The sequence below is a fragment of the Corallococcus sp. RDP092CA genome, assembly GCF_041903675.1.
Classification (GTDB): Bacteria; Myxococcota; Myxococcia; order Myxococcales; family Myxococcaceae; genus Corallococcus.
This window is the reverse complement of the sequence record NZ_JAYESI010000014.1, coordinates 162,683-181,375: the sequence shown is the minus strand read 5'-3', so window position 1 is coordinate 181,375 and position 18,693 is coordinate 162,683. Positions and strand designations below refer to the sequence as shown.

General features: G+C 70.6%; 1 protein-coding gene (running past one end of the window). It reads right to left on the bottom strand.

Going from position 1 to position 18,693, the window contains the following annotated elements:
- Positions 1-32 precede the first annotated feature (32 nt).
- On the bottom strand, positions 33-18,693 hold the 3' portion of the coding sequence (locus tag U8525_RS17550; RefSeq protein WP_374267104.1) for an Ig-like domain-containing protein. The gene runs 14,861 nt beyond the window's last position; the window shows 18,661 of its 33,522 coding nt (coding positions 14,862-33,522); its start codon lies off the right edge, out of view; the stop codon is at positions 33-35.

Genomic DNA, 18,693 nt, shown 5'->3' with positions numbered 1-18,693 from the left:
CGCGGAAGCGCTCCGGTCACGAGCAGGACGGGTCATGGCAGGTTGAGGTTCGCCGACTGCAGGCGCGAGCTGGAGTCCACGGTGAGCGTGCCCGTGACGGTCAGCACATCCGGCGTGGCCACGGAGGCCTTGCGGGTGATGGTGAGGTTGCGGAAGGTCTGCTGTCCGAAAGGTGTCGCGGGCAGCAAGGTGGCACGCGCCGAACTTGGGTTGAAGTTGGCGGCGTTGTTGTTGTCGACGATGAGGTCGCCGTAGGGCTCCTGATGGTCCTTCACGTACACCGTGCCAGGTCCACCGGACGTCGTCCCCGTCGCGGAGAGGTGGGTCCAGTCGAAGGTGGTGCTGGCAGACTCGTAGTAGATGGCCACGCGCCCGCCGCCCGCGCCAGAGGCTCCGTTCGACTCAACGAACCCCTCCCCCGTCAATGACAGCACATCCAGCCAGACGCTACCGCCCGCGCCTGGATAGTAGCCGGAACCACTGTCCATGCCATTCGCCAGCAGTTTACCATTGAGAATCAGGCTGGCCGTCTTCAGCCGCAACACGCCACCACCATTGCCACCCGGCGCCCCATTGCCGCCACCGGATCCACCCGAACCGGCGGTCGCGGGCATCTGGTAGTCACCGTAGGTGGGCACGACCACGGAGTTTGCCGCAGCGCCATAGCCCGCGTGGCTGCCGCTCAGGTTGACCGTCACCGCCGGGACATTGCCCACCGTCCGTCCCTCCTGTCGGGTATTCACGCCTCGCCATCCACCCAGGTAGCCAGCTCCGGTCAGGTTGATGGAGGCGCCAGTCCCCACCTCCACCGTTCCACTGACGTCCAGGTCCAGCGTCAACGGGCTGCCATCGGCGGCCCGACCGGTCTCCAGCGCCGCATCGAGGCCGGTGATCTTCAGGCTTGAGAGCACCCGGGGTTGGGTTCCGCTGAGCACCAGCACCGTTCCAGTACCCTCCACCTGAAGCACAGGCGTCGACACGGCGTCGGCCAGTTCCACAAAGGCATTGTTGCGTACCAGGACGCGCTCATAGGTTCCACCCAGGACGGGCGTGGGCCGGGTCTGCTCACGGTTCGCACCGACGCTCAGCTGATCCAACACGAGCTCACCGTTCATCTGCTGGCTCCCCTTCAAGAACACGGTGCCGGATTTCGCGGAGGCGCCTCCCTGCGCCGAAACCCTGCTCAGGTCGAACAGCGTCGCCGCCGCGTCGTAGTAGACCGCCACACGCCCACCACCGCCGTAGTTGCCTCCCGCGGACGCCACCGCTCCGGTGCCCGTGAGCGCGCGCACCTCCAAACGGATGCTGCCGCCCGCGCCTCCTCGGCCGTAAACAAACGGGTAGGTTCCATTCGCCTCAAGGACGCCATCGAGTCTCAGGCTGTCCGCCTTCAGCCATAGGGCCCCGCCGCCATTGCCCCCCTTCTGCGTGGAACTGGAGGCCCAACCTCCCGCACCGAAGTCGGAGGGGTTCTGGATATCGTCATAGGTTGGGATGGGAGACACCGTGCTGGAATCGACAGACCCGTACCCACCATGGCTGCCCCCAAGGGTGTCCGCCCGGCCCGTCGAGACGTTCCCGGTGGTCCGTGCCGCCTGCTGCGTGTTCACGCCTTGCCATCCCCCCAGGTACCCCGCGCCATTCACGTTGATGGACGCACCACTTCCGACCTCTACCGAGTCAACGTCCAATTTGAGCGGCAACGGCTGTCCGTCCGCACGGCTTTGGACAGCCACAGAGGAATTGAGTCCGCTCACCTTCAAGGCCGAAAGCCGGTGCATCACGCCACCTTGCAGCGTCACGCCTGTTCCTGAACCCGAAACCTCCAGCACGCTTCCTTCCGGGAAGGTTCCCACCACTTCGACCCAGGCGTTGCCGCGGACCTCGAAGCGATCATAGTGGCCCGCTGGCACCTGCGTCGCCTGCACCTTCGTCCGGTCCAGATTGCCGCTCTTGTGATCCACAGACAGCGCACCGTACTGCTGCTGGCTGCCCTTCAGATACACCGTGCCCGGGCCTGCCTGGTCCCCCCCCTTGGCGGAGATCTTGCTCCAGTCGAAGGTACTGCTCGCCGTGTCGTAGGTGATGGCCACCCGCCCACCGCCGCCAGCCGTACCTCCCACCGCGTCAATGCTGCCGGCGCCGGTCATGGCACCCGAGACATCCACGCGGATGCTACCGCCCGCGCCACCGTAGGTGCTTCCGTTGATGCCATTGGCCTTGATGGAACCGTCCAGCTTCAGGCTGGATGCCTTCACCCAGAGGGCCCCGCCGCCGTTTCCGCCCTTCGAGGAGCTGGTGGAACCACCCGAGCCACCCGCGCCGAAGTCCGACGGGGCGTAAATGTCGTCATAGAGAGGCACGACCGTGGAATTGGAACCTGTTGCCCCGTAGCCACCATGGCTGCCGCCAGAAGCGGGCTGACCTGTCGAGACATTCCCCTGCGTCCTACCGGGGCGCTGTTGGTTCACGCCCTGCCAGCCGCCCAGATACCCTGCACCGCTGACGTCAATGGAGGCGCCGCTTCCGACTTCCAGCGTTCCGGTGACCTCCAGCACCAGGGGCTGTGGGGACCCATTCGTGTTGGGATTCAGCAACACGGAGGCATTGCTCCCAGACACCTTCACCTCCTGCAAGTGATGCGGCGCCTCTCCCGTCAACGAGACATCGGCTGACTCCACCTGGAAGATGGGGGTGCTCAGGGGGTCCGTGACGTCCACCTTCGCGGCGTTGCGGACAACGAAGCGCTCATACGCCCCGCCCGGCACCGGCGTACGTCCCGTAAGCGTGGCATGGGGGGCAGCGCCCCCGGCATCCATCACCAGCTCGCCATTCGGCTGCTGGCTGCCCTTCAGATACACCGTCCCCACGCCTCCATTGGGCGCGGCACGGGCGGAAATCCGGCTCCAGTCAAAGCTGCTGAGCGCCGTGTCATAGAAGACAGCGACCCGGCCACCACCGCCTCCATAACCATTACTTCCGCCGCCTATCGCCTCGATAGTGCCAGCTCCCGTCAACGCCCCCACGTCCACGCGGATGCCTCCGCCCGCTCCTCCGTAGTACGAAGAACCAGAACTGCCTCCGTTGGCCATGAGCTTGCCATCCAGCTTCAGGCTCCCCGCAGTCAGCCGCAGCAACCCGCCTCCATTTCCTCCTGGCTGCGTTTGCGAATAGCCAGAGCCTCCCGAGCCAAAGTCCGACGGGTTCCGCTCGTCGTCATAGACGGGCATCTGCTCCTGCACGCTGTACCAGGCCTGCGCATATCCGAATCCACCATGGCTGCCTGCCGACACCATCAACTCGGACGACACGTTCCCCGCCGTCCGTCCCGGACGCTGTGCATTCCCCCCCTGCCAACCTCCCAGGTACCCTCGCTCGCTCACGTCGACGGAGGCCCCGCTTCCCACCGTCATCACACCACTGACATTCAACTCCAGGGCTCGTGGCACATCGTCCGCGCTCCCGTTCAACGCCAGCTTCGTATTGTTCCCCAGGACCGTGAGGCTCGAAAGCCGTAGCGGAGCGCCCCCCACGACCTTCAAGGTCGACGCTTCGCCCAGCTCCACCGCCATGCCTTCTCCGAAGGCCCAGGGCTGCCGTAGATCGACCGTGCTGCTACCCAATACCTGCAGGGAGGTGAAGCTCCCTGTCAGTCCCCCCATGAAGATCACATCTCCGTGATCCACCTGGAAGATGGGGGTGCTCAGGGGGTCCGTGACGTCCACCTTCGCGGCGTTGCGGACAACGAAGCGCTCATACGCCCCGCCCGGCACCGGCGTACGTCCCGTAAGCGTGGCATGGGGGGCAGCGCCCCCGGCATCCATCACCAGCTCGCCATTCGGCTGCTGGCTGCCCTTCAGATACACCGTCCCCACGCCTCCATTGGGCGCGGCACGGGCGGAAATCTGGCTCCAGTCAAAGCTGCTGAGCGCCGTGTCATAGAAGACAGCGACCCGGCCACCACCGCCTCCATAACCATTACTTCTGCCGCCTATCGCCTCGATAGTGCCAGCTCCCGTCAACGCCCCCACGTCCACGCGGATGCCTCCGCCCGCTCCTCCGTACGATGAACCAGAACCGCCTCCATTGGCCATGAGCTTGCCATCCAGCTTCAGGCTCCCCGCAGTCAGCCGCAGCAACCCGCCTCCATTTCCTCCTGGCTGCGTTTGCGAATAGCCAGAGCCTCCCGAGCCAAAGTCCGACGGGTTCCGCTCGTCGTCATAGACGGGCATCTGCTCCTGCACGCTGTACCAGGCCTGCGCATATCCGAATCCACCATGGCTGCCTGCCGACACCATCAACTCGGACGACACGTTCCCCGCCGTCCGTCCCGGACGCTGTGCATTCCCCCCCTGCCAACCTCCCAGGTACCCTCGCTCGCTCACGTCAATCTTGCTGCTGCTGTCGACGCGCACCTCCTGCGTCACGGTCAGGTCCAGGAACTTCGCGCCGGAGACATCCTGCAGGCTGTGCGTCAGCGTCGCGCCGGAGAGTACATAGAGGTTGCGGAACGTGTGGGCGCCGTCGATGCGCAGCGTCTTGTTCCCCTGGATGACGATGTCCTGGTTTTCGAAGCTCATGTCATCCGCGGCAATGACATCCGTGGTCTCCGTGGGCTGGACCGGCTCCGCCACGGTCACGTCCTGACTGGCTTCGCCAATCAGGCCCATCCGGTCCTGCGCGACAAGCGAGACGGTGACCGGCCCCACAGAGGTGGGCACCCAGGTCTGGCTCAACACGGCGCCTGAAGGCGCGTTCTCCACGCGGTTCCCCACACGCGCACCGTTCACCCGGAACTCCGCCCAGGCGAGCGGGCCGCGATCATCCGTCACCGTTCCGGACAACACCGCGCCGAATCCCTTGCTCAGGGGGCTGCTGAGCATCGCCAGTGTCACCTTCGGCGACTCGTTGGCAGTGACCGGGAAGTCCCTCGCGTCCGTGGTCACCGCGCCCAGGTCGTCCATGGCACTCGCCTCCACATGGATCGGTGTCGTCCCGGCACCCAGGGAGTAGTCCACGCACTTGCGGACGCAGGCCGCTCCACACGACGCCTGCGCCACCATCTGGTCCCCACCCACAGTGGCGATGAAGGACTGGATGCCGCCGTTGTCCACGGCCTGGACACAGACGTTCACCGTATCCCCCTCGCGCGGGGCGCTGGGGCTGACCGTGAACGTGAGCACCGGCGGCGTATTGTCGTTCAACACCGTCGTGCGCTCGACTTCGTTCGCGCGGCCACGGCTGTCCGTCGCCACCGCGCGGAAGACGACCTGCTCCTTCTGCGCGCGGAGCGGCAGCGTGAAGCTCGTCGTCACGATGGACGTCGTGCTCGAAGCGAGCTCCTCGCCATCCGCGAACAGGCGGATGCTGGCCAGGTCCCCGTCCGGGTCCGTAGCCGAGGCCTGGACCGTGACCGTGCTGCCCTCGATGGCGGTCGTGGGGGGCGAGTTGACGGAGAACGACACCTGCGGCTTCGAGCCATCCGGCTCCACTGTGTAGGTCTTCTCCACGGAGGTGCTGTGGCCCGCCACGTCATAGGCCGTCGCCTTCAACGTGACCTGCTTGCCCACTGAAGCCTCGGGGAGAAGCAGGCTGTAGGGGAGACCAGCGCTCCCATTGGCCTCGGACGTGGTCGCGATCACCACGCCGTCCTTCTCCAGCTCCAGCCACACCACCCCGTCGTCCTGGGCGTTCACCTGGAACGTGTTCACGTATGGCCCGGCGCGAAGCACCGAGGGCAGGCCGGAAGGCGGGTTCGGCGCCGCCACATCCGGCAGCACCTTCAGGGGGATGGCGGCCTCCACCCCACGGCCCGCGCCATCCGACAGTGACACCGTGAGCGTCGTGTCCAGGGTCGACTCGACCACCGGCAGCCGGACCGTGGCTCCGTAGAGCGTCGGATCCGCCACGTCCGGAAGCAGCCGGCCCAGCGACAGCGTTCCCAGGCGCGCCACCACCGTGGCCGGCGCCACGCCACCCGTGCGACGCGCGCCGACCCACACCGCGGCCCCTGAGAACAGCTGCTTGTTCGCCGTGGGCGATGTCACCGCCACCTTCGGCGCCTCGGTCGTCGGGGCCTTCACCTCGACCCTCAGCGCGGGCGACAGGGCTTCCGTCCCGCCCGCCGCGCGTACGCGGACCTGCAGCGTGTGCTGCTGACCCGCGACCGAGCCACCTGGCACCGTCCAGCGCGCATCCGGCATCGACTCGTCCAGCGCCACCACCGGCTGGCCGTCCACCACCAGCTCCGCGCTGTCCAGCCCCACGCCCGTGGCCACGGCGGTCAGGTTCACCTGGCCCCCCGTCTCCACGACCTGCGTTTCCGTCGGCGCGGACAGCCGCACCGCCGGCAGCACTCCCGTGGGAGGAGTGAAGGCCTGGACTCCGTCCGCGCCGGATGCGACCAGCACCCGGCCCGCCGTCACCACCGCATCGGTCGCCGCAGCCGCCGCCAGGGTCGCCTTGAGCGAGAACGGCTGGCCCTCCGGCAGGTGCCACAGCTCGACGCCCGAGGAGCCTTCACTCACGAGCGCCAGCCGTCCCTCCAGCCGGACGCGCTGCACCGCTCCCGCCGTCGGCACCGTGCCCACCAACTGGGGCTCTTCCCCATCCGCCAGCGTGAACACCGAGAACGACGACGCCCCGCCCGCGATCGCCAGCGGCCCCGCCAGGGCCACTGTCGACGCATTCACCGGCAGCGTCGCGACACGGCGCAGCTGGCCGGACGGCGCCACCTCCACCACCGCCACGCCCTGAGCGCCCAATGCCACCAGCGCACGCTGCTCGTCGCCCGCCACGTCCAGCACGGCGCTGCCCAGCAGCAGCGAGTTCACGCCATCCGGCGTCGGCCAGCGCAGCGTCTTCAACGTCCCTGCCGACACGGACCAGATACGACCTGCGGACGCCGCGAAGCGGTCGACGTTTCCAAGTGACGCCAGGGCCGTGTTGCCCGCCGACGGCCCGGTCAACGTCCCGTTGGCCGCTTCCGCGTAGGCATTCAGGACCTGACCGTTCAACACCAACACGTCCCTGCCCGCGCGCTCCACCTGCCGCATGTCCGTGCCCGTACGCAGCGCCCCGAGGTCGGACGGCGCCACGCCGCCCGCCACGGACACCGCGTGGACTCCCGCCGTCCGCGCCGCGACCAGCGCTCCGCCACGGAACGGCGTCAGCCCCAGCGCCGTGTCCGCCAGGATCACCGCCCCAACGGACTCGCCCGCGGTGGACACGGGCAGGCGCATCGCGCGCACGCCCTCGGGGACCGCGGCGAACAGAAGCCCCCCACCCATCGACAGACCGCTCGCGTCCAGTGCCGTGCGCGACAGGATTCGTGGAGAGGTCGGCTCACGCAGGTCCACCACGCGCAGCCAGCCGTCATCCCCCGCCACATACGCGACGCCTCGCACCACCTCCATCGAGCGAACACCCGACGGCAGCTCCAGGGTCGCCACCTTGGTCAGCACGTTGTTCGTCTCGCGCGTCCACACGACCAGCGAGCGATCCGTGCCCACCACCATCCGCTCCCCATCCATCTGGGCCACGCGACCGACGGCGGGCGAGAACGAGAGCCCAGAGGTCCCCTGAGCCTCGAAGACCAGGAGGCCCGAGGCGCCACCGGTCCAGATCCACGGGCCCTGCATCCCCGCTCCGGCGAGCGACAGGTTGCCCCCCTGTGTGAAGTTCGTCCGCACTGGCGCGGAGGGTTCGCCCACATCCAGCCGTTCCAACACGAGGGAGGTGGAATCCATGCGGCCCGCGTAGAAGGCACCCGAGGCGGCGACGGTGGTGTAGTTGCCTTCGATTCGGGACACGGCGACCGGAGACGCGGGTACCCTCACGTCCACCAGCCACAGGCCAGCTCCCCCCAGGGCCAGCGCCACGTGCTCGCCCATCACCGCGAGGGCCTTGGGCGCGACCGGCGTGGTGAGCGTCCCGAGGGCCTCCAACGCCGGCGCCTCGGCCGTCCCGGTGACCTTCCCAATCCACAGACCCGAGGCATGGATGGCGAACACGCGCTCGCCCAGCCGCGTCACGCTCGTGGCTCCGCTCAACGCCACGGTGGTGGCGTCGTCAGGCTGCGCCGGCGACACCACCGTGCGCTGCACCGTGACCGTCTGCACGTTGCCAGACCGGTCCTCGGCGCGACCTCGCAGCTCCAGCACCGTTCCCGGCGGCGTCTGCTCGGGGACGTGGAAGCGCAGCACGGCTCCCGCCCGGGCCTGACGGACCCCACTGGACCAGAGCTCCAACGACACGCGCTCCAGCGCCAGCTCATTCGTAACCTTGGCGGTCGCCTCGAGCTCGGTGCCCGCGGCCACGACCGGTCCCGATGGATCCGTCTCGATGGAGAGGGTGGGCTTCGTCAGGTCATCCAGCACGGTGAGGTTCCACGTCGCCGGGGCGGACTCGCGGCCCGCCTCCCACGCCACCGCGCTCAACACCACTTGCTGGGAGCCCACGACCAGCGGCATCCGCACCGTCGCGTCGACGATGAGGCCCGTCCCCCACGCGACCTCCACGCCATCCAGCCGGAAGCTCACGACCGTGGATGCGGAGCCCAGCGTGGTGGTCGCACGGACCGTCACGAGCTGCCCCTCGATGGCGGAGTCACCCGAGCCATCCAGGCGCTCCAGCGCTACGGCCGGCGCGGCACCGGTGGCGTTGCGGACGGTCACCGGGCGCACCTGGGCCGGCCCCCGGCGCCCCTGGGCGTCGATGGCCACGAACGACACCTGCATCGGCGTCTCGTCAGTCACGGTCGGCGCGAGCAGGCCTCCGGTGAACGCAGGAGGCGGCAGCAGGACGGGCGCCCCGCCCGCGAGCGTGACTTCCACGTTGACCACCTGCGCCGGATTCACCGGCACGGCGCTCACGGCGAAGGTCGTCCCCTCCTCCACGAAGGGAGGGGCATCCACCGAGGCGAGCACGGGTCCACCCACGGGCTCCGTCAGCGACATCTGGCTGGAGACGTGAGCCTGGCGTCCGGCCAGGTCCCTCACGACCAGCTCCACCGTCGCCGCGCTGCCCGTGGCGGGCAGGTCCACCCACTTCGGCAAGCTCGAATCCCTCGCGTCCACCACCACGCCGTTGACGGACAGTTCCGCCGTGAAGCCGTTGAGCGGAAGCGCATCATCCGACACCTGCGCGCTCAGCGTCAGGCGTGAGCCCTGGACCGCGGACGTGGAGGGCTCCAGCCCCCAGGTCAGGTTCGGCGTGGCCGACCCACGCACCACCGGGAGCCTCGCCATGCCACGCGACAGGCCGCCCACGAGCGCTCCGGGGACCAGGACCGCCGGCCCCGTCACGGCCGGATACACGCCGGCCACGGCGGGTGCACCGCGGACGTCCAGCACGCGAGCCCCCACAGCGGTGCCCACCACCAGCAGCTCTCCGAAGGCACCCGCGCTCACCGCGGGCGCGCCCATCGCCGTCTCCCCCCGAGCGACGAGCGCGTTGCCCGCGCCGAGCTCGAAGCACTTCACGCCAGCGCCCGCCGCGCACACGCCGCCGTCCGCCAGCGCTGCGACAGTCGTGAAGCCCGTGGTCCCCAGCGAGGAGCGGGACAGCTCCCTCGGCGCGTGAGGCTTCGAGACGTCCACCACGATGACGTCCGTGCCCGTGAGCGCGAAGAGCCGGTCCCCCTCAGCGGACACGCCCTTCACCGCGCCCAGGCGCAGACGGCCCGCCAGGCTGCCGTTGGCGCGACGCACCTCCACGCCCTCGTCCGTGCCCAGCGCGAGCCAGCCCCCCGCCTCATCCATCGCCAGCGGGGCGCGCACCAGCGACGTCGACTCCTGCGGCCGCGAGTCCAGCGTGGACAGCGAGAAGCGCTCCAGCGTCCCCGCGCCATTCCGGCTCACGGCCACCACCACCGCATCCCCCACGAAGGCCGCGCCCACCGGCGTTCCGAGGACGTCCTGCGTCGCGAGCTTCGCGCCCGTCTGCCGCGAGCGCAGCTCCACCACACCCGCGCCGCTGCCATCCGAGCGGACCACCAGCACCCGGTCGCCTCGCGACACCAGCGCCACCGGCGTCATCGAATCCGCCGAGTCGTCCACCCGCGCCACCTGACCACTGGACAGGACGGCCAGCGCTCCCGAGTGCTCCACCGACGCCGAAGCACCGCCCGCGACCGTCACCGAGGCCTGCGTCAGCACCTGCGCGCCCTCGGGCCCTTCCGGCAACTGCGCCTCGCCCTGGACTCCGCCGGCACCCAGCCGCACCGGCAGGCTCGCGCTCCCGACCTGCGCGGTCAGGACAGGCGAGACCCCGCCATCCGTGGCACCCGTCAGCACCAGCGTCGAGCCGCCCAGCAGCAACGTCCCGTCCGGCTCCTGCGCCAGCGACACGCCCACCGCCGTCTGGCCGTCGTCCACCACCGTGACCTGCCGGCGGATCACGGTGCTCGTGCCACCCTCGTTGTCCGTGACCTGCGCCTCCAGCGCCAACGGCGCCAAGCCCGCTTCCAGCACGGGCGCGACGAACGTCGTCCGCCAGGGCGCCTTCGTGAGGATCCGCTCCTCCATGCCCGCCCGCACCCGCACCGAGGCCACACCCGCCGAGGCCGCGGCGTCCACCCAGACCTCGAAGGGACGCCCTTCCTGCAATGACGCCCCTTGCGCGGGCACGTTCCACGCCACGTACGGACGGGCGGACGACGGCTCCACCGTGAAGTGGGCAACGGCCTCCGCCGCGTTGCCACGGGCGTCCTTCGCGACCACGGTCACCGCGTGCGATGTGCTGGACGTCACGACCGGCGCCTTCCAGGCCATCGTCCATGGGGCCTTCCGGGCCTCGCCCATCGAGGTGCCATCCACGAAGAACTCCACCGACACCACGCCGTTCGCGTCGGACGCGAGCGCCTCCAGCGCCAGCTCCGCACCACCCACCACCCGGCCTCCCTCCACCGGCGAGCGCAGCACCACCGTGGGCGCCTGCGCGTCGCGCGTCACCGTGATGACGCGCGGCTCCGAGGCCGATACCTGGCCCTCCGTGTCCGTCGCATAGGCGGTCAGCACGCGCTGCGCCTGCAGGTCCGTCCCCGGCACAGGGTCCAGCCTCAGCGTGCGCGTGAGCGTCGCGCTCGTGCCGCTCAAGCCGTCCAGCCGCGCGAAGGGCACGCCATCCAGGTGCAGCTCGACGGACGTCAGCCCGTGGTTGTCGGACGCCACGACGATGATGTCCTGGGTCTCGCCCTCGGTGCGCGTCCCGTCCGCCAGCGGCTGCTGGAAGGAGACGTCCGGAGGCGAGTCCTCCACCACCTCCACCGTCACCGTCAGCGGGTCGCTGACGTTGCCGCTCGCGTCCGTCGCCGTGGCCGTCAGCACGGAGGTCGACCCCTTCGCGGACAGCGGCCACGTGTAACGGTAGATGCCGTTCGTCGCCGTCACCGGCTGACCGTCCACCTTGAGGGTGGTCGTCGTGGAGCCGCCGCTGTCATCGGTGGCCACCACCTGGAACGACCAGGCGACCTCCACCGCGAAGCGCGCCTGATCCACCACCGCTGCGCCACCGGCACGGCGCAGTTGCAGGGTGGGCTTCACCGTGTCCACCGTACGGAACACCTGTGTGAAGGCGGGCGTGATGTTGCCCGCCACGTCCGCCACACCCGTGACGCTCACCGCGTACGACGTGGTGGACGTCAGCGAATCGCTCGGAGTGAAGCGCAGGGTGCGATTGTCGCTCAGCAGACTCGCGGTACCCGGCACGGCCACGCCGGAGGGATGGCGCAGCAACTTCAAGCCCTGCGGGCTGGTGCTCGCCAGCGCCTCGTCGAAGTGGACGTCGAAGACGGCGTCCAGCGGGACGTTCTGGTTGCCCACGGTGGCCATCGGCTCGACGCGCTCCACGGCGGGGGCACGCACGTCACCCCGGTAGACCGCCTGCGCCACCACCACCGGCGTCGCGCCCGCCTGGCTGAGCGTCAACGTCAGGTGTCGCTCGTCTCCACTCGGAACCAGCGCGTCCACGCGGCTGGGGGTCAGGTTCTGGGTGAACGCCTTCACGCCGTCGAAGCGCACCTCCAGGCCACGGTGGAAGCCCGCGCCCGCGATGCGCACCGCCCCTCCCACCAGGTCCACCGCGCGAGGCGTCACGCTCGCGAACGACAACGGCGCGACGTACAGGAAGCGCGAAGCCGCCACGGCCTCGACGCCATCCGAGGCGCGCCGCACGCGCACGTCCGCGGGCCCCGCGACGATGGCCTGCGGCAGGCTCACCTGCAGCTCGGTCTCCTCGAACGGAGCGACGAGCGGCGCGGCGATGCCGCCGATGAACACCTGAGTGCTCGCATCGAAGCCCGTCCCGTGCACGCTCACCGTCACGCCGCCCGCCACCGGGCCCGTGTCCGGGGTCACCGAGGAGATGCTCAGCGACACCGCCGGCCCTCCCGCGCGCAGCGGGTAGTCCCACGTTCCCAGCACCGTGCCGCCGACGACATCCGGCACCGCGCCCAGGCCCAGCCGCGCCGCATAGGAACGCGACGGGTCGAGCGCCGCCCCCGGCGTGAAGACGAGCGCATGGCCCGAGCGCGCGAGCGTGCCCTGCACCTGCAGCGCGCCATCCCACAGCGCCAGCGAGGACGCCAGGGTCACCGAGCTGGACAGCTCCGAGGCCAGGGCCACGGAGACGGACGCTCCCGGCGCCACCCTGTCACCGGGCAGCGGCGACATCCCGTCCACCGTCGGGTACGGCACCCTGAACACGTGCAGGCTGTTGGAGGAGGTGGCGGCCACGGCCACGCCGTTGATCACCGCCACGTCCGACACGAGGCCCAGGCCATCCGCGAACGTACGCTCCTGGAGCCCCTGCGTGGTGTCCAGCCACGACACCCGGCCACCCTGTGCGGCCAGGAGCCACGGGCCCGACAGCGACAGCGTGCCGGAGGTGCCCCCGCTGGGATCCAGCGCGGACGCCACGAAGACCGGCGCCTCCACGTCCGTCAGGTCGAAGAGGTGCAGCTGCCCGCCCACGGAGGCCGCCAGTCGCGCCCCCTCGTGCGTCAGGGCGCCGTCACCGCCGTAGCTCGTACCCGGCAGGGAGACCTCGCGCAGACGCGTGAGGCTCGCGCTCTCCGTGCTGCGCACCTCCAGGCGGGCGCCCATCCCGCCGTCCTGCACCAGCACCACCAGCGCCCCCCGCACCACGTCCAGGTCCAGCACCGTGCCCGAGTCGAGCAGCGTCCGCGCGACCACCGCGTACACGCCGTTCACGGGGGCCAGCAGCGCCAGCTCGTTGCCGCCGGCCACCGCCACGTACGCGCCGGCATCGCCCGCCGCGACCGCGCGGAGCGTGACGCCCGAGCTCGGCGCGAGCGCGACGCGGTCCTGCTCCAGAGGGCCACACGTCGCCAGCGGCTGGGGCGCGCACGCACCAGACGACACGTCGTAGCGGACGACCTCGCCCTGGCCCGCGAGGAACAGCGAGTCGCCATGGAGCGCGAGGTCCACGGGCTGCGTCACGCCCGTCACCGTCCCCACCACTGTCGGGCTCCCCGGGACGGAGAAGTCCAACGCCGTGAGGAACCCATCCCGGGCCACGAACAGCCGATGGTCCTTGCGCGCCACCACCTGGCCCTGTCCGTCCAGCTGGGTGCGCTTCGCCAGCGTGAAGGTAAAGCCTCCGGCGAGCGTGGCCTGCTGGGGCGGCGTGCCCGGCGTGAGGACCGTGAGGTCCACGCGGCCCGTCACGTCATCCGGGACCTCCACGAGCAGCGCCCCGGAATCGGTGAACGTCACCGAGCGGGCGGGCACCGAACCGAACGACACCTGCGAGCCAGGGAAGAGCCCCTGGCCGGTGAGCGTCACCACCTGCCGGCTGCTGTACGGCGCGCGCGCCGGCTGGACCGCCGCCAGCGACGGGGGCGACAGGTACCGGTAGGCGCCCAGCCGCACGTGCGACAGGCCACCCGGGTTGATGACCTCCACCGCCGCGGCGCCCGCCTTGCCCGGCGGCACCGTCACGCGGACGCGCTTGCCGTCCGTCGAGACCTGCGAGACCGCGGCCACCGCGCCGCCCACCTTCACGGTGCAGCTCTGCAGGAAACCCGTGCCCAGCACGTCCACTTCGTTTCCGCCCGCCTCCAGCCCATAGGCCGGCGACACGGAGGCCACCTCCGGCCGCTCTTGCGACGCATTGAGGCTCGTGCGGAAGCGGACGCGGGCCTCGGTGCCCAGCGCAGCGCCCCGGAGATCCTTCAACTCCGCGCCCACGCGGAGCTCATAGCGCGTGTCCAGCGCCAGCGGCGCGGACGGCGTCAGCACCACCTGGCCGCCCTGCGTGTCGGTCTCCACCGAGCGCGACACCGACACCGGCTCGCCGTCGCTCGCGCGCACCAGCGTCACCTGTCCGGCGCTCGCCACGTCGGGCAGGGAGCTCAAGAGGACGCGGACCTGCGCGCCCGGCGCGACGAGGTCCCCTTCCGACGGCTCCGTGCCGCGGATCTCCAGCGTGTCCAGCTCCACGGAGGCCAGCGCGCCCGCGAGCGGCAGCGATGCCTGGGCCGGCTCCGTCAGCGGCAGCTCCACGGCCGTGCCCGCGTCATCCAGCACCAGCGTGCCCACCAGGAGGTAGCGCCCCATGAGCGCCAGCGTGCGCGCGTCACCGACCACCGAGGCCTGGCTCAGCCGCACCGGCGCCATGCCCTCGCGCACGGAGAAGCGCTGCACCTTGCCGCCGCCGGCGGCCACGTACGCCACGCCCGCCGCGACTCGCGTCTGCTCGGCGGACACCCAGCCGAGGCCCAGCGGGTCCTCCACCACCAGAGTCCCCACGGGCGTGGGATTGGCGCTCGACAGCTCGTAGATGGCCACCTGCTTCGCCGCCCCGAGCGACAGGAAGGCTCGCGTCCCCTCGGCGGTGATGTGCACCGCCGGAGCCACGAGCTCCGTCACGCCCTGCTCCGCCAGGTCCCCGGTGCGCGCGTCCAGCACGTACAACTTCGCCGGAGCCTTCGCCGCGCTGGAGACCAGCAGGCGGCTGCCGTGCAACGCCAGGGAGCTCACCCCACCCGGGATGGCCCGCGCGCCGACGCGCAGGGGCTGCGCTTCGGCATTGGCATTGGCCACGTCGAACACCTTGACGCCTTCGGAATCACCGACGAACAGCAACGACCCGCCCAGCGCGATGTCCGCCGCGCCTCCGGAGACCGTGAGGGCCGTGTAGGCCATGGCCGCCCCCGGCTGAGCCACGTTCACCCGCTGCACGCCACCCAAACCCGCCGCGACGTAGACGGTGTTGCCCCGCTTGAGCACGCGGCGGCTGCCCCCCAGCCCGGGGAGGGGGACCTCCTTGATGGGGGTGACGTGCGTGGGCTCGCTGAGGCTGGCCAACAGCAGTCCGCCGTTCTGCGTCTTCCGGTCCGCGGACAGCAAGGTGCCATCCACGCCGTACACGTCGACGGTGGCGCCGAGCGCGGCATATGCCACGCCGTTGTCCACCAGCACGTCGCGCACCGGCGGCGTCGACAGCCGGGCCACCGCGCCCGAGCCATACAGGAACGAGGCCGGCAGCAGCGACGTGTCGCCCTCCAGCGCCACCGCCACGTCGACAACGCCCGCGCCATGGGTCGGCGCGACAGCCTCCGCGACCTGGGTGCTGAGCACCCGCACGCCGAAGGAATCCGTTCCGCCGAAGGACACCTTCATGCCCGGCGCGAAGCCCCGGCCGGACACCAGCACCTTCACCCCACCCTGCTGCGGCGCGCGGTCAGGCGACAGCGCAAGCAGCTTCAGCACGTCGCGGAACACGAAGCCGCCCAGCCTCACGGCGGACAGCCCGCTGGGATCCACCACCTCCACGGACGCCGAGCCCGACACCGGCAGGCCACTGCTGTCCAGCGGCGGCGGGGGGATGGTGAGGGAGAGCGTGTTCGCGTCCACCACCGCCACGGTGACCGGACGGCCGCCCACGCGGACGACGTCACCCGCGCGGAAGCCCGCGCCCGTGAGCTCCACCACCGTCGTGCGGTCCGCCCGGCCCGACGCAGGCTTCAGCGAGTCGATGCGCGGCTGCTGCGCCTGCGCGCCCACCACCGTGAACGTCCCGTGGAACGCCACGGCCTGGGGCTTCAGGCTCATCGACACGAGCCCCTCCACGTCCACCGACACGACGTCTCCGTCCTGGAACGGGGCGTCGGGCGTGAAAACGACGGACGAGCCGCGCACCGCGTACTCCACCTGCCGCGTCCCAGCCACCGACACGGTCGTCCCCGCGCGCAGCGCCTTCACCACGAACGACGACGCGGTGAGGGACTCCTCCTTCACCGGAAGGGTGAAGTCCACCTGCACGGAGGTCGTCGCCTCCGCGAGCGCCCCGGACGCGGGCGTCATGCCCACAGGCAGCAGCTCCACGGGCGGCACGGTCTGCACCGTGTTCGCGCCGTCGGTGGACACGAACAACGTCCCGCCCACCCAGCCCAGGCCGGCCAGGTCCGCGCCCAGGTCGGTGGACTGCAGCCGCTGCGGCGAGGACTCGTCCGTGAGGTCGAACACATGCAGCCGCTTGCCCGCGGTCACGTAGGCGCGCCGCGAGCGCACCACCACGCGGCTGCGCACCAGGTCCTCGAACTGCGTCAACGCGGAGTCCACGCTGATGTGTCCCTGGTGCTGGCCCGCGCGGTCGTAGATGGACAGGACGAGCCCATTGCCCTGCGCGCCCACCACGCTCGACGTCAGCACGTAGAAGCGGTCCGGCCCCAGGTCCAGGGCCAGCGCGTCCGCGGCCGGATTGAGCTCCACCGTCTCCAGGAGCTCCAGGCCGGGCGAAGCGGCGTCGAACACCTGCACCTTGCCGCCCGCCGCCGAGGGGTTCACGGTGGTGACGAAGGCCTGCGAGCCCTCCAGCCGCACGGCCGTGGCGATGCCATCCGTGGACACCCGCCGCACCACGAAGGGCGTCTCCGGGCGCGACACGTCCACCGCCGCGAGCCCCGCCACGTCATTGGCCAGGAGCGCCAGCGCGCCCGAAACGTCCAGCCCCCGCACCGGCGATGCGGTGCTCAAGCCCCCCAGTCGCAGGGGACGCTCTTCCAGGCGGACATCGAAGATCTCCAGGCCGGCCAGGGACGGCGTGGAGACACCCACGTAGAGCCGGTCTCCCGCCAGCTTGATGTCTGACGCCTCCCGCGGGGGGAAGCCGGGCAGGCTCAGCGTCGTGCCAACGGGCAGGTCATAGGAGAAGCTCCCCACGGTGACCGGCACGGAGGCATGCGTGTCCGAATCCTTGTCCTCCGGTCGCGTCAGCGTCACGAGCGCCAGGCCCGCGGCATCACTCATGGGCGTGGTGAACTCCAGCGTGGACAGGTCGAGGACGTCCACGTCCACGCCATCGACTCCGCCCACCTTGACCGTCGTTCCGGGCGCCACGGCCTTGCCGGCCACGCTCACCCGCACGCGCGTTCCGCCGCTCACCGGACCGTGGTTCGGGCTCAGGGTGACGGCCTTGCCGGCCAGCGGCTCCAGGGCGAGCAGGCCCGCCGGGAAGAGGGTCTCCGGCCCCCCCTCATCCACGAGCCGCACGTCCACCGGCCCCGCGGACAGCGCAGGCAGCGTCACGGTCAGCGCCGTGTCCGTCCTGTCGCCGACGGTCCCTTCCACGCCCGAGCCCAGGAACACGCGGGTCACGCCCGCGAGCCCACGGCCGTGCACCGTCACCACTCCGCCCCCGGCCGTGGAGACCGTGGACGGGGAGAACGACGCGATGACCGGCGCGCGCGCCCCGGCCTTCGCCGTCTGGAACGTCGTGCGCAGCGGCACCAGCAGCGCGCCACCCCGCTGATCCGTGACGGAGGTGCCGACCTCCAACGTGTAAGGCGATTCCGCCTGCAGCGGCTCCTGCGGCACCGCGACGATGGCGAAGTCGAGCTGCCCCGGGATGTCGCGCACGGAGAGCGTCAACGGCACGTCCGCGCCCTGCGGCCCCTTCAGCCGCACGTTGGCCGCGGTGACGCTCCCAGGCGATACGGGGCGGTTCATGCGGACCACCAGCTCCTGCAGGGACGGCGGCACGAGCTCGCCCCGCGCGGGCTGCGTTCCCGTCACCAGCATGAACGGCGTCTCCAGCTCGTACAGGCTCGAGCCCCCGGCCAGCATCAGCCGGTCGCTCACGGGCAGCACGTCCATGGCGGTCTCGACGTTGCCACCACTCAGCAGCTCCGGATGGTGGAGGTCGGAGACGTCCACCAGCACGACACCGCCCATGTTCGCCGCCACGAACAGCACGTCGCCCACCAGCCGGAGCCGCTGCGGTTCGCCAGGCGTGTTGGACAGGCCCTCGTCGAAGGGAATGCGGGTGATGACCGAGGGGGACTGCGGGTTCGACACGTCCACGAACGTGAGGCCGAACTCGGCCGAGGCGAGGATCGCCACGCCGTCGCGGACCACCACGTCCGTGAGGTTGCCGTTCTCATGCAGCGTCCCCACCACGGCCGCGTCCGCGCCCGCCGAGGAGTAGATGAGCAGCGCCCCCTTGGGGATGACGTTGTTCTTGTAGATCGTGCGCTGACCGCCCCGGGCACCGCCCTTGAGGGACAGTTCTGGCAGGGGAGGGAGCGGCTGACTCGGATCGCACCGGAAGTAGCGCTCTCCCTGGTGCTGGCCCGTCACCACGTACAGGCGGCCGTCCGCCACGGTCGCGCCGTAGGGCTCGAAGCCCTCGCCTCCCGACTGCGTCACGAGCAGCGGATCCGTCGGCGTG